Here is a 15,138-nt window from a genome sequence, read left to right as displayed (position 1 = left end):
GTGCCATGAGGAAAAAGTCATTCGTCACGGTTAACCAATTCTGTATGTTACGGAGGGTGTCTTATGAATAAAAAGAATACAATCCATGCTGCGGTCCCCCGGTTCTTGATTGTTCTGCTTCTATTCCTGTCCGGTAATGGGTTGATGTTGAACTCCGCTGCTGCGGCGCCAACCGGAGCGCCCATCATTATTCATGCGTCGGAAGCCGTGAAGCCTGGCTACACGCTTACGCTCTATGGCGAATACTTCGACAGCACGACACAGGTTCGAATGAACGAAAGCACTGTATGTCCGATAGAATATGTGGACCCGCAGGGCCATTATGTTACATGCAAGGTGCCAAGTACGCTCTCTCCAGGCGTCTGGTCCGTTAAAGCAAGCAACAGCTTCAATACGGTAAGCTGGAGCAGCCCCGTGAATATCAACGCGCCCGCCCCCCTCTGGATCAGCCAGAACAAATTATGGGCCGGGCAGCCCATCCGGCTGATCGGCCGTAACTTCGTCACAAGCGAGTTCGGCGGAAGCGGTCTTACCAAAGTACGGCTGGTTAACGGAACAACCTTCATTAAGCCTTCCATCCTCTCTTTCGGCAACTACCAGATTGTCTTCACGGTGCCGGTCAACACACCGCCGGCCGTATACCAAGTTGAGGTCAGCCACGATGGGGAACAATGGAGCCGGCTGCCGGACCAGACGCTGGAAGTGATCGAGGGTACGAATGAGGCTAATGACCCGTTAAATCTGGGGCTTTGGTGGGCCCAAGAGTTCAATTGGAGCCAGAAGTACAATGCGCTGACCGACTTTAGCGGGATGACCCAGATCGATAATAATGGGAATACGGATGTGGTGTCGGCTCTTCAGCAAAGAATGTGCAAGATAGCGTTGGATGGTGGAGGCCAGCTTTATTTGCCTTACGGTACATATCGTCTGAACAGTACGCTGAATATCCCCTCCGGCGTAACCCTGATCGGGCAAACCCCGAACGAAACGGAGAGCACTAAGCTGGTATATGGCGGCAGCGGGGGAGGCGTGATGATCTCGAACCATAAGAAACCGGACGGGACGACGGCAGGCCGAATCGGGATAGCCCGTATTTCGATCAGCGTACTTCCCAATACGAAAAACCCGGACATCTTTATCCAATTCGGTGATCATAATCAGGTTCTTAACTCGACAAAAACGCGAACCACTTACTCTAATGAGCGTGTGGCAAGAGATATTTTTGTTAAAGAAGTTGTATTGAATGCGAGCATCGATGATCAGGATTTGAAAACTCCCGGAAACCGCGGCATTGGGGTCATCATTGGAGCAAAGGAGAACGTGGCCATCCAGAACAACAGCTTGAAGGGAAACAATGGCACGGTCCAATCCTCCTATATCAGCGAGTATCTGGATATGTCAGACAATACGTTCGAGTATTCCAATGATTCTACAACAGCCTATGCCAAGTACAGTGTTATTCGTAATAATACACTGACTGGGCATCCAACGCATGTTAATCACGGCCTGTACGTCAAGACGTATGCTTTGGCGGAGAAAAACACCATCCAGAATATGGGCTCCCCGCTTGCGTGGAATGATGGGGAAGCCATCCTCGGCGAAGTGTTCCGCGGCGGGACCAAAATGCAGGGAAGCGTTGAAAGTGCGGACGGAAAAACGCTGAATGTAGCGGTCGCAGATAAAACCGATTCTGTCGAAGACTGGGACTTGGATAACCATGTATGGGATCAATGGCATGTAGCGATTGTCGACGGCAAAGGCATGGGGCAGTTAAACGAGGTGAAAAGCATCCAGAAGGGGGCGCCGCATTCCTCCATTCCCGGGCATGTCACCGGCATTCTCACCGTCAAGGATGATTGGAAGGTGCTGCCGGACCATACGAGCCGATTTGTCGTGATCCTTCCGCTCAAGTATTTGACTTTCGTCGGGAATACGGCGAACCATACGGCGAAGGGCTTCTGGTTCTACGGCGATACTTACCGGGGGATCATGCAAAAAAACAGCACCACTGATTCGGAAGGGATCATGGTGAACACGGTCTATGCTCCTACAGATAAAGAGCCCCGCTTCGACTTGTCCTTCTTTGACAGGCTGGAATGGAATACGGTAACTGGCGTATCGCCTTATTCGAAAGTAGGCAGTATTGGTCTGCGGTATGACAGAAATGGATACAGTCAAAGCAGCATTAACGGTAATTTAGCATACGGGACGGATATTAAGGACAATAAAATCTATGGGGTGAAGCCAAAAGCCTGCGAGACGCCTGCCAAGGATTATTCCGAAGCTCCGAACGTCAGCGGCCTGTATGCATTCCGTTATGGCGGCAAAGCATTTGAACGGAATACTGTCGGGGAAGCGGTTCATATCGAGCGTAATGCCGTGCAGAACAGTCCCGCCGGGCTTACTTACGATAATTATACAAGGGGACTTATCGCAGCGGATAATGCGCTGAACTCGGTAGACACGAAGGTTAACGCCAACAGCCCAACCGTCGAGTTCTATCAGACGGAGTCCAGCGGGGACGAAAGCAGCGGTACCGTGAGTCTTGCCGTATACTTAAGCTCCCCAAGCTCCCAGCCGGTTACAGTTGACTATGAGGTATGCGGCGGCACGGCGACGAGGGGAACGGATTACCAACTGGCGGCGGGGACCTTGACTCTTCGGGATGGCAGCCCCCAAAATATTCCGCTCACTGTACTTGCGGACACCATGGCAGACCCGGGGGAAACCATAATCGTTACATTGAGTAGACCGGTCAATGCGATTATGGGCTATAAGACGACTCATACGTATACCATTCGTTGAATGGGCGGCAGACCGCTTCCGCAAAATTAATGATTTACAGGACAGGGGAAAAAGTGGAAGATAGAGAGCGATACCAGAGTAAGGGGGATCGCATATCATTCGCCGTTTACAGCTTCGCAACCGTTTCTACAAGCAAAAGTGGCTGGTGTACGCTCTCTTGTTTTCCACGGTTCCCGTCCTTGTGTTCGGCACGTTGATGTATGTGATGGGAACAAAGATTGTAAATGAAGAGATCGACCGGGCCTCCCGCTCTTCCATCAGCCAATTGAAAGATCAAGTGGACCTCATCCTGCAGCAGGTGGAGCAGTTCTCCGGCCAGTTCTCTCTCCAATCGAATTCCATGGAGTATATGAATATTCAAGAAAGCCCTTCGCTTCTCTCCCTCAGCCTGACGAATACCCTGCGGGACGATTTATCCCAGTTCGTGAATTCGCAGCATGTGGTCGACTCGGCCTATCTCTATCATCTGAAGCAGCAGGTGGTACTCACTCCGGAGGTGGTCACGTCACTGCGTGAAGAGGACAGGGTCCATTGGCTAGGGGCCTTTACCGATACGGGCTGGATACCCGGTCTGACGGAAGCGGCCGAGATGCGCAAGCAGCATTATTGGATCGGCCCTAGACGTCTGCCCAGTGGCGGGAGTGGGGAGCGGAACGTGCTAACCTACGTGAGGCTGCTGCCTCTGTTCTATAACGAACCGAAAGCGGCACTCGTCGTCAATGTCAAAGCAAATTTTATCGCCGATCTGATCCGGTCGTTTCCCCTCGGAACGGAAGGGGCTCTTTATGTGTTCTCCAAAGACGGCGGACTTATCACTCGAACCGGCTCGATGGAGAACCTCACGGAGGACGACTCGGATCGATTGCTTTCGTGGACAACGGGGCAGCCGGAAGCTCCCGTCAACAGGACAAGAACATGGCGCCTCAGCAGCGGCCGCGACGTATTTGTTACGACAGACCAGTCAGTCAAACACGGATGGACCTATGTTATGCTGGTCCCGGCGGACGTGCCTGCCAAAAATGTGAATGTGCTGAGAACCATCGTAGTCACGACGACGCTTGTACTCTCGGTATTGGCGCTGATTACCGCCTTCTTTAGCGTGTCGCGCTGGCAGAAGGGAATACAACGAATAGGTGATTTGCTCTTTCGGTCGGCAGGGCCGGACCGCAGCGCGGGACAGAAGGCTCACCGGTCTCAGAGAGATCCGTTGATGCATATCGAGAGTCAAATCACGCATCTGTTGGATGAAGTTGAAGAAATCCGTGAGCAGTGGCAGGAGCACCTGCCCTTGCTCCGCAGCCATTATCTTCTGTCCACGCTGCTCGGCCACTCCAAATCGCTGGAGCGATTATCCCACAGGACGCGGCAGGAAATGAGCGTATTCCGGCATTCTTGCTATCATCTATTGCTTGTAGAGATGGATGAGTGGCCGGAGAGCGCCGGGTTTGCCGAGAACGAGAGGGAGCTGTTCCTATCCGCCGTATCCCATATGGCCGATGAAATTCTAAAGGACCGCTGCATCGCCGAGACCGTAATGACCAATAAACAGGTGGCCATCATATTGAATTATCCGGAAGACTGGAAGCCTGAAGCTTTGACCCAGGCGGCCGATGCGATACGGGAAGCGGTTCATAGGTTCTCGAAAAAAACCGTCACGATTATGGTCAGCAAGAGGGCTGACACGTTCGAGGCTTTGTCCATCTCGTATCATGAGGCCCAACAGTCCTTGCGTGCACAGTGGTATCGTGCTGGGAATACGGTGCTTTCCGCCGCATCCGAGACGCTGCCCGCGGCATCGGTCTCTTATCCTGCCGAGATTGAACAGCAGCTGCTGGAGGCGGTTCGTGAAGGACAGGCGGAGCAAGCGAGCCGGGAGCTGCACGATTTCTTCCAAGCGATCCATAGGGGCAGCATGCCTCAGGGACTTCAGAAGACGTTTCATCTGCAGCTTCTTGTCTCGGTTATGCGGCTGCTTCAGGAATATCATATAGCCGATGTTGTGTTTCGGGAGCGGAACCTATACGAGGAACTGCACTTCATCGACAACGGCCCCCGTGTGCGGGAATGGTTCGAACATAACCTGCTGCTGCCGGCCATAGAGGCCATGCATTCGGTTAAGAACAGGCGTTCACAGGAGATGATCAAACGGGCACTTGCGATTATCGAGGAGAGATACGCCGAGGACCTGTCCCTTCAGTTGACCGCGGATTTGCTGCAGGTGAACTCCTATCAGCTGAGCAAGCTGTTTAAGTCGCACATGGGGGAGAATTTCATTCAATACGTTACGCAGTACCGGGTCAACCGGGTCAAGGAGCATTTGGTGCAGACGGAACTCACCATCGCCCAGATTGCGGAGTCTGTAGGATATAGCAACTCACAGCAGTTGATCCGGGTGTTCAAGAAGCTGGAGGGAATGACGCCCGGAGAGTACCGCCAGAAACAAAATCAGTGACATCAACTGCCCGCGTCCGTTCAGGACGACGGGTGGTTTTTTTCGGGCTGCGTTGATGTAAAAACGGATTATGATCATAGAAGTCAAGAAGGTAGGCCTGCAAAAACCGATTATAGGAACGGAATGGCTGTAAGCGGTAGGATGAGGAAGCAACAGATCATATCCTATTCGAGGTGATCCCATGAACCAAGCCAACGGATCCCAGTTACAGAGACTTCCCAAGATAAACGCGCACCAGAGGTGGAAGATGGCCTGCCGCAGTTATGTGGAGCATAAGTCATTGATTGTCCTCTTCCTTCCCGGTTTTCTCTTATTCCTGCTGTTTCATTATGTACCGATGTACGGCATACTGATTGCGTTCAAACACTACCGTATGATGGATGGGATCTGGGAGAGCCCTTGGGCCGGATTAGACCATTTTGTTCGTCTCTTCTCAGGTGAAGGCTTCATGAATGCGCTGCGCAATACACTGACCCTAGCCGTGCTCCGGCTTGTATTTGTATTTCCCGCTCCGATTCTGCTGGCGCTTATGCTTAACGAGGTCAAGGAAGGTTTGTTTCGTCGGCTCGTTCAAACCGTGTCGTACCTGCCCCATTTCTTCTCCTGGGTTATTCTTAGCGGGATCATGTTTACGCTCTTCAGTCACGACGGCGCGTTCAACCAAGTGCTTGCCTTGTTTGGCGGTCCTGCCCGCAATTGGCTGATGGAAGAGGATTCTTTTTATCTCCTCTTTGTCGGTTCCGCCATATGGCAGACCGTCGGCTGGGGCTCCATCATCTATATTGCTGCTCTGGGGTCGATCGACCCCACACTGTATGAAGCTGCCAAAGCGGACGGCGCAAGCAGGTGGCGGCGGATCTGGCACATTAGCGTGCCGGGCCTTATGCCGACTATTGTGATTATGCTGCTGCTCTATATCGGCCAGTTTCTCTTGGTGGGCTTCGATCAGATCTATAACCTGACTACACCGACTACCTCCGACATTGCAGACATCTTGGATACTTACGTTCTGCGGCGTTTGCTTGCCATGGACTACGAACTGGGGGCGGCAGCCGGCATATTCTCCTCGCTGGTCGGATTAACGCTGGTACTCATCGGGAACTGGACCGTGAAGCTGTACGATAAAGAACAAGGACTCTGGTAGGCGGGGGATGCGAATGAAGAGGTCTGCTGCTGAAGTTGGTTTCGATTGGGTGAATAAGCTGCTGCTTTCCCTGCTCGGCTGCCTTACGCTATATCCGTTTCTCTACGTGTTCGGATTGTCCATAAGCCCTCCTCAAGAGGTCCATCTGATCGGGCTGCAGCTATTTCCGTTTCATCCGACCTTCAGAATTTACGAAAAAGTGCTCTCTTTGCCGCATCTGTTGGATTCTTATGTTTTTACCGCTCTCCGAACCGTACTTGGGGTTGCCATTACGGTTTTGGTAACGACGCTGACCGCCTACCCTCTAGCTAGAAGGACGTTTCCGCACCGGTCATTCTTTATGAAGCTTATGGTGTTCAGCATGTTGTTCAATGGAGGGGTGATCCCAAGCTACCTGCTGGTCAAGCAGCTCGGGTTGATGGATTCGGTATGGGCACTCGTGCTGCCCTGTGCCATATCCGGATTTCAAGTGATTGTCGTTCGGAACTTTTTTGAAGCGATTCCGGGCGAGATTGCTGAATCTGCCCGTATCGACGGTGCCGGGGAATACGGTATTTATGTCCGTATTGTTCTGCCGCTGTCCGCTCCCATTCTAGCGGTGGTCTGCCTGTGGGCCGCCGTCCATCACTGGAACGCTTGGTTCGATGCCATGATCTATATCAGCGATGTAAAAAAGCAGGTTCTATCGTTGTTTCTTCGGCGGAATATCTTGGATGAATCGGCGACAACGGCCAGCGACATGACGATGCTTGATCCGCTGCTGGTCACACCGAAAAATCTGGAGGCGGCGATGATCATGGCCGTATCCATGCCGATTCTGCTTGCGTATCCCTTTGTTCAAAACTATTTTGCCCAAGGCATTCTGCTTGGCTCGGTGAAAGGTTAGCTCCAACTTCTGGAGTCATACGGCTCTAGTAAACTTCAAAAAGCACAACGATGGTCAGGGGGAATCAACATGTGGAAGAACTATGAAGGCGCATCGGCATGGAAGACGCCAACGCTTGCAGCGATACTTGCTTTGTCCACCGTACTGACAGGGTGCTCGCAAGATAACAATCCAGGCGATAAGGCCTCTCCGTCTACAACGGGAATGGCGAACCATCCGGCAGAAATCAAATGGATGCAGTACCCTGCTATGGTGGAGGAGGGCAGCTATGGGCAAAAGTACATGGAGGATAAGTTTCAAGTGAAACTGACGGGCTATCCGCAGACATGGGAGGAATCCGTCCAGAAACAGCAATTGTCCATTGCCGGCGGCGATATTCCGGATGTCATCTTCATTAAGGACCCGAGCACGCTGTTTAAATTCGCATCGCAAGGATTGCTCGCGGAAGTGACACTGCCGGACATCCAAAAGAACATGCCTAAGACCAAGGCCGCCATGGACAGCTTTGCCCCGCAAGCCTGGGCCTATACCCGTTTTCAGGGGAAAAACTATGGTCTGCCCACGTTTTATTGGACGGGTCAATTCACGGCAAAACAGCTCTGGCGCCAGGATCTGTTGGAGAAGGCGGGTGTGACGAAGGTTCCGGAGACGATCGGCGAATTCACCCAAACCTTCGCTGCACTGAAGAAGATCGGAGTCTACGGGATGAGCACGGGCGGCAATTCGTGGTACAACACGTTCCATTCCGTGTTCGGCGCTTATGGCGTGATGCCGATGCAGTGGATGGTGAAGGACGGCAGGGTGGTCAACGGCGCAACGCAGCCGGAAGCGAAGGAGGCGCTGGCCCAGCTTGCCGAGTGGTATAAGGCGGGGTATATCGACCCGGACTTCATTACAGGAGCGGATCTATTGCCGAAGTTCATCGCCGGCAAATATGCGCTGAATGACTCCGCAAGTATAGCTTGGGTTGATGAAGCCAATCCAAGCAGCCCCGTCTCTTCCATTAAGCAAAGCCATCCGGACGGAAAGGTAATCTTCGGACCTCCCCCCACAGGACCAAGGGGGCAGCAGGGGGCATGGGCTTGGGGCGGCGGAGGGAACATCTGGGCTTTTGGGAAGCAACTGGAGAAGGACCCGGAAAAGTTATCCAAAATTCTTGCGATGATAGAGACGCTGCAAAATGACGAGCAGACCTTTGTGGATCTGGCGTTCGGCGCGCAGGGCAAGCACTGGGAATATGAGGATGCTTCACTGAAGTTCGAGGGCGGTATGAGGACGCTGTCTCCATACGAGGATAAGGCCAAGAAGCATGCCGAGGGATTGTCGGAGTATTACGCCACTACTCTCTGGGGAGCCCAACCCGTACCGGACTTATACAGGAAATTTGTCAATAAGCAGCAGCTTGCGAATTATCAGATGTATAACTTCCCTGTGTTCGATCTATTCGGCAAACCGGACGTACTCCCTTCGGCCGGGAAATATTGGGCGGATCTGCAGAAGCTGAAGGTCGAAACCTATGCCCGCATCATTATGGGAGAGAAGCCCTTGTCCTCCTTTGAGGATTTCGTGAAGAAATGGAACGAGGCGGGTGGAGAGGTCTTAGAACAGGAAGCTAACGATCTGTATAAGCAAATCAAAAAGTGATCATTGAAATGAAATCACTACTGGGGGTAGGATCAAGGCATCGCCCTCAAAAAGGGAGGCGCGCTGCAGACGATGCCCCGTCGATAAGGATAGATATACGCGGTACATGGGGTGGGCATAATGTCTGCGGCTGCCTAAGCGTCTCCCATGGTGGCTTCAAATTTTGTTTGAAAGCCATAAATTCGGCTTTCTTTTTTTATGGTCCAGGGAGAACCGCCCGGGAAAAAGAAGTAAAATTCGAGAAGTAAAATTCATACCTTTACGGTAAGATTCATACTGGACAATGCCGGCATCCTGGCCTAATGTTCTTCTTGCAAACCTCTAGAAAGAAGGGCGTGCCATGTGGAGCCGAATCAAGCCGAAGAGGATGTATTTAAACATCTTTTTGTATTCCTGCATCGCCGTGAGCCTGCTTACCCTGGTGTTCACTGTGTTCCTCACCCGGCAGTTCGTTCGAACCGCTATGGACGAGACCGATAAGGCGAATCAAGAGAAGATGAGACAAGTCATTCAAACCTCGGAATTTACTTTGCAGAAATTACGCCAGTTTGCATTGAGAGTCTATTCGGATGAGAGTATCTCGCCCTGGTTGAACATGGGGCAGAAAGATCGTTCTCCACTGGCGTTGAATAAAGCGGCTGGAAGCGTAAGGGAGTTCATGAGCAGCGAGCCGTTCATTCAACGCATTTATTTAATCAACCTCCAACTGGACCAAATTTACACCTCGGAATCAAGCATTTATTCGACGCGGGACTTCTATGACCAGCCGATGCTGAACTTCATTAAGGATCAAAAAACGCCGTATCTGCAGTATGTTAACCATGAGGTGCAGGGCGAATCGTTCCTGGCCCTTGTCGTACCGGCAGCGGGTCCACATCATAACTTTCAGGGATTTGTCGCGATCTTGTTCAGTAAATCATTGTTGAATGAGAACATGCTGCAGATCTCGGAGGAAGACCAGAACAAAATTTATATCGAAGGCAAGAACCGGGAGTTCATCTTGGGAAATACGGATCCGGAGTTAACGAAAGAACTCAGGGAGGCGAATAAAGACGCGGCGCAGCAGAACGGAGAGTGGAAATCCGGCCGGGAGATCTGGTCCATTCAGACGGAGCAGCTGCCTATAGAAGGGTGGAAGGTGTACCATCTATCGCCGATCTCCGTATGGCAAGCCAAGGTAACGAAGATCCGCATCGAGATTATCGGTTCTTCCGTCATCCTCCTGCTTACGCTGCTATTGTATTTGTTCTGGCAGTCCTACCGGAGCTGGAAGCCGCTCAGCGACTTGGCTAATCAGATCCAAAACAAGCTCGGCCCGGAGCATTCGATGACAGAGACTAGGCATGCCGGCAATGAGATGGCGTTGATTCATTCCGGGTTCCATTCGCTTGTGGAGAGGATCGAACAGTTGGATCTATCGATCAAGAGCAGCAAAGCCCTGGTCAAAGCGGATTTCTTGCGCCAGTGGATTCTGAGCTCGAAGTCCTCCAAGCCGATCGGGGAGTTTATTCGAAGGAAGACCCCCATCCTCAGCACGGGATGGTTCCGCATGGCGATCATCCGTCTGGAATCGTACGGCCGCTTCGATGAGCAGCATGACTTCGCTTCGCGAAAGTTATTGCGCTACTCCATGGGGAACATTATGGCCGAGGTCTTGGCCAATCATGGGTATGCAGCGGAAACGGTTGACTTCGGCTCGGATCACATTGTGGCGCTCCTATCCTCGCCGGCTTCGGAGGGCGGCATGGCACAAGCTATCGCGGCAGTGGAGGACGTGCGGGTTCATATCCGGAGATGGCTTCAGCTGGACGTGCAGGCTGCCCTGAGCTCAGTACTCGATGTGGAGGAAAACTTGCCGATTATTTATAACCGATTGTACGAGTTAACGCTAATGAGATTCATTCATGATGAAGACCGGGTGTTCACCCCGGAGGATCTGGAGCGGTATGAGCGGGGCCAAGACCATGATCTCGACGAAGCCTTGCTGAAGCAGGTGATTCAATCCATTCAGCTCAAGAATGAGAAGGCGCTCGAGGGATACTTTGACCAGCTCACCCTGCATATGCAGGCTCTAAGCTATGAGGAGTGCAAGCTGCAGCTTACGCACATCATCTATTCGATCATGAAAAATTTCAAGAATCATACCTCCTTTCATGGGATGAAGAGCATCCATTCGTTCTTAGAGCAATTTGCCACCCTGGCCGAAGTGAAAGCCTGGCTGTACCGGGAGATGATGGGGATCTTAGAGCGTCACCGCAGCAAGAATACCTCCACCCGGAAGGAAGAGGTCGCAGCCGAGATGATCGAATATGTGCGCAACCATCTTCACGATCCGTTGCTCTCGGTGGATGATATTGCCGGCCACGTATCCATGTCAGTGAACTATGCGAGACAAATATTCAAAGAACATTTTCACTACTCGTTGTCCGATTTTATTGCCAGCCAGCGGATCGAGCATGCCATCAAGCTGCTGACGACAACGGATTGGACGGTAGCGGAAATTACGGAACAGTCCGGATTTCAAACGAAAAGCACCTTCTTCTCGACCTTCAAACGGGCAACCGGGATGACGCCCAACCAATACCGTATGGAAAAAACACCATAAGCATACAGGGTACTATACGTATTCTGCCGCAGCCCATGGTGTATGGTCTGCATTCGTTGCAAATCGTACCGATCGGTAGAAACCGGACTATACGGGAGCTGAGCCATCCGCTTATGATACAAACACGAAGCAGGGCAAGCGGCACAGTTGACGTATCAGACCGGAAAGCAAAGCGCTAAGCGTTCTGCTCCGCTTGCCGTGAAATCGGGAGGAGTGACAAGGATGAGATTCAGAAGTTACGGTACCTTATGGCTGGCGATGTCGCTTACACTCGCAGGATCACTCGCTGGATGTAATTCCAAAGGGACAGAGCCATCCGAACCAGGCAAACCGGAAGCCTCCGCGAAGGCGAATGGGGTTACCCTCAAAATCATGTTCCCCGGAGATCCGCCTGCGAACTGGAGTGAAGTGAAGGGAGAGCTGGAGAAACGTCTGGCGGATTCCCTGCACGTCAAGCTAAATGTGGTGTTTATTCCATGGGCGGATATTCTCCAGAAACGGCAGGTCGCCTTGTCTTCTGCGGAAGACTACGACTTGATCTGGGACAATAACCCGGTGCAGAATATCGCTGCCGGCCTCTACGAGCCGCTCGATGAGCTTATCGAGACATACGGCTCCGACATCTTGAGTACCCGCTCGCCGCAGCTGATCGAAGCCAACAAGGTGAACGGAAAATTGTATGCCGTTCCGCTGGAAGTGAATTTCATTCGCCCCTGGACCTTCGTGATCCGCAAGGACATTCGGGAGAAATTGGGTGTTCCGCCGATCAAGAGTTATGACGAGCTGATCCAGTTCATGTACACCGTGAAGGAGAAGGCCCCCGAGATTACGCCGTTCATTCCTAACGGTTCGGAGCATGTCGGTATGCGGCTGGCAAGCATGCTGGATCCGTTGGCTAATCTGGCTCCTGTACTCAATTATGCGGGACTGTACACCAAAGGGAATGACGGCAAGGTTTATAACATTTTTGATGATATGGACCCGATGATCATGAAGAACCTGGAGCAGAATCACAAGCTCTACCAAGATGGGATTTTTGCGAAGGATGCCCTCCTGCTTAAAAATGGCGAGTTTGCCAAAGGGAAGGCCGCGGTCACGACCTTTTTTGATTTTGGCGTCAATCTAACCACCCGTACCGCCCTGGAAAAGTCCGTCCCCGGAGCCAGTGCGGAGGCGTTCAGTCTGTACGATCCCAGCATGAAGCTGAGCTCGACGTTCAAAGCAGGCAACTATATCGCGGTCCCTGTGGTCAGCAAGAATAAGGAACAGGCCGTTCAGCTCGTGAATTGGCTGAATCAGAAGGACAATTATGACCTGCTGGCCTACGGGATCAAAGGGAAGAACTGGGAAGAGGCAGGAGAGGGGCTGTATAAACCCCTCAAAGAAAATCCGTATGCCGGCATTCCATTCGCATGGGGATGGAACTCCAAGCTGGACCGGATTGACGCGAGCATGGCCGAAGACGTCATCAAGCTGAATAAGTGGGAGCGGGATCCCAATAACTTTACCACCGATATTCTCGCCGGATTCACCTTCGATCCAAGCCCGGTATCCAATGAGATCGCGCAGCTGAGCAATACGAGCAAAGAGTTATTTGAGCCGGTCCTTATGGGGGTGCAGGAGCCGACAGAGGGGCTCGCGAGGTTCAAGGATAAAGCGTACGACAACATGAAGAAAATCCAGACCGAGTATCAAAAGCAGCTGGACGCCTATCTGGCAGGCAAAAAGAAATAAGGTGAGCGCGAACATGAGGATGATCCTGGAGCTTCGGAAGAACAAGTGGCTGTATGCCATGGCGCTTCCGGTCATCGTGTACGTATTTATTTTCTCGTATGTCCCGATGTCCGCCCATCTGCTCGCGTTTAAGCAGTTTATGCCCGTGAAGGGACTCTGGGGAAGCCGGTGGGTGGGCCTTGACAATATCAAGTTTTTTTTCACGGGTCCAGACTGGCTGGCGGTTACATTGAACACGGTGTATCTGAATCTCTTGTTCATCACGGCAGGCACGGTGTGCTCTTTACTGATTGCCCTGCTCCTGAATGAAATCAGACAGGCGTTTTTTAAGAAGATAGCTCAATCCCTGGTGATTTTGCCGCATTTTATTTCCATCATCGTCATCAACCTGATGGTCCTGCATTTCTTTAACGGCCAGGACGGCATGATCAATGGAGTGCTGAGAGATGCGGGCTTGGAGGCGGTCGATTGGTTTCAGACCCCTTCGGTGTGGCCATGGCTGTTAACGGTCATCTTCGTATGGAAGGGAGCGGGCTGGGGGTCCATTATTTATTTGGCGGCCATCACGGGGTTCTCTGAAGAATATTACGAAAGCGCACGGATCGACGGCGCCAAGCGATGGCAGCAGATCTGGCATATTACCCTGCCGCTGCTCAGGCCGACCCTGATCGTACTGACCCTCCTGGCGCTGGGACGCATATTCTACGGTGATTTTGGACTGATCTATGGCATTATTGGAGACAATTCGCTGCTCTTCAAGGCTACGGATGTCATCGATACGTACACGTACCGGTCATTGAGGGATGTCTCCAACATGAACAGCTACAGCAACGCGGCGGCGGTCGCCTTATTCCAGTCGGTCATGGGGTTCATCACCATTCTGCTCTTCAATGGGATGGTCCGCCGGATGGACCACGACTCCAAATTATTCTAGCGAGGTGCACCAGCATGGTTGTGAAACACCGGGCTGCATCGGAGTGGGCCCTGTCCGCCGCCGCTTATGCCTTCATCGGACTGTTTGCCCTGTTGTGCTTTATTCCCTTCTGGCTTGTGTATATCGGATCGTTCACAGCGGAGCATCTGATTGTCAGAGGTTTTCAGATGTTCCCCACGGAATTTACGCTGGATTCCTACCGCTTCCTGTTCCAGAGCAGCCAGGTGTACCGAAGCGCCTTTGTGTCTATCTTTGTAACCGGGGCGGGTACTGCCGGTGCCGTGCTCTTGACCTCCATGTTCTCTTATGTGGCCGCTCATCCCAAGGTGAAGTACAGGAATGTTCTTTCCTTCTACATTTATTTCACGATGCTGTTCGCCCCCGGACTGGTGGGTTATTACCTGCTCGTCTCCAATTGGCTGGGCCTGAGGGATTCGCTGCTCGCCCTGATCCTGCCGCACTTGTTCTCCGCATTCAATGCCTTCTTGATGACCTCCTACTTTCGTACGCTTCCCTTCGAGCTGAATGAAGCGGCGACCATGGACGGAGCCCATGAGCTGTATATCTTCTTCCGGATCGTATGGCCGATCTCCATGCCTGTCATTGCCACGATCACGTTGTTCTATGCGCTAGCCTACTGGAACGACTGGTTCAACGCGCTGATGTTTATCGATAATCCGCAGAATCACCCGCTGCAGATGATGCTGAGAAGAATCGTATCGAGTTCGCAGAATCTGGAGTACCTGAACTCGAGTGTCAACATTCCCGTGACGGCGGCGGGCGTGCAGCTATCGACGGTATGTATAACGATTGGACCGATCATTTTCTTGTATCCGTTCCTGCAGCGCTACTTCATCAAAGGCATGACGGTTGGCGCGGTCAAAGGGTAGGGAGATCTGGGAAAGGGGGCTTGCCGAAGAATGCGGGGAGCTAT

General features: G+C 52.2%; 9 protein-coding genes. All 9 read left to right on the top strand.

Translation table 11 applies throughout. From position 1 onward, the window contains the following. Positions 1-63: 63 nt before the first annotated feature. Positions 64-2,805, top strand: a complete 2,742-nt coding sequence (locus tag O9H32_RS01960; RefSeq protein ID WP_269864042.1) for a Calx-beta domain-containing protein — start codon at positions 64-66, stop codon at positions 2,803-2,805. A gap of 181 nt (positions 2,806-2,986) precedes the next feature. Beyond that, on the top strand, positions 2,987-5,257 hold the full coding sequence (locus O9H32_RS01955) for a helix-turn-helix domain-containing protein (protein ID WP_269864041.1): 2,271 nt from the start codon (positions 2,987-2,989) through the stop codon (positions 5,255-5,257). Positions 5,258-5,504: 247 nt separating this feature from the next. Continuing rightward, positions 5,505-6,401: an ABC transporter permease gene (locus tag O9H32_RS01950; protein WP_269864040.1), complete on the top strand. Its 897-nt coding sequence runs from the start codon at positions 5,505-5,507 to the stop codon at positions 6,399-6,401. A 49-nt stretch (positions 6,402-6,450) separates the two neighbouring features. Next, the gene (locus tag O9H32_RS01945; RefSeq protein ID WP_269864039.1) at positions 6,451-7,287 is read left to right on the top strand and encodes a carbohydrate ABC transporter permease; all 837 of its coding nucleotides are present in this window, start codon (positions 6,451-6,453) and stop codon (positions 7,285-7,287) included. A 69-nt stretch (positions 7,288-7,356) separates the two neighbouring features. Then, positions 7,357-8,931, top strand: coding sequence for a type 2 periplasmic-binding domain-containing protein (locus O9H32_RS01940; RefSeq protein WP_269864038.1), 1,575 nt, complete (start codon positions 7,357-7,359; stop codon positions 8,929-8,931). A gap of 340 nt (positions 8,932-9,271) precedes the next feature. Further along, positions 9,272-11,536 (top strand): AraC family transcriptional regulator, encoded by a 2,265-nt coding sequence (locus O9H32_RS01935; protein WP_269864037.1) that lies wholly within the window; start codon positions 9,272-9,274, stop codon positions 11,534-11,536. Positions 11,537-11,758: 222 nt separating this feature from the next. Beyond that, positions 11,759-13,270, top strand: a complete 1,512-nt coding sequence (locus tag O9H32_RS01930; protein ID WP_269864036.1) for an ABC transporter substrate-binding protein — start codon at positions 11,759-11,761, stop codon at positions 13,268-13,270. A 1-nt stretch (position 13,271) separates the two neighbouring features. Then, positions 13,272-14,204, top strand: a complete 933-nt coding sequence (locus O9H32_RS01925; protein ID WP_319946916.1) for an ABC transporter permease — start codon at positions 13,272-13,274, stop codon at positions 14,202-14,204. A gap of 14 nt (positions 14,205-14,218) precedes the next feature. Then, complete coding sequence (locus O9H32_RS01920) at positions 14,219-15,094, top strand: carbohydrate ABC transporter permease (RefSeq protein WP_269864034.1); 876 nt, start codon at positions 14,219-14,221, stop codon at positions 15,092-15,094. The last annotated feature ends 44 nt before the right edge of the window (positions 15,095-15,138 follow it).

Source organism: Paenibacillus caseinilyticus, from assembly GCF_027533645.1.
Classification (GTDB): Bacteria; Bacillota; Bacilli; order Paenibacillales; family NBRC-103111; genus Paenibacillus_G; species Paenibacillus_G caseinilyticus.
The sequence above is the reverse complement of the archived record's forward strand: the minus strand, read 5'-3'. Positions and strand labels throughout refer to the sequence as shown.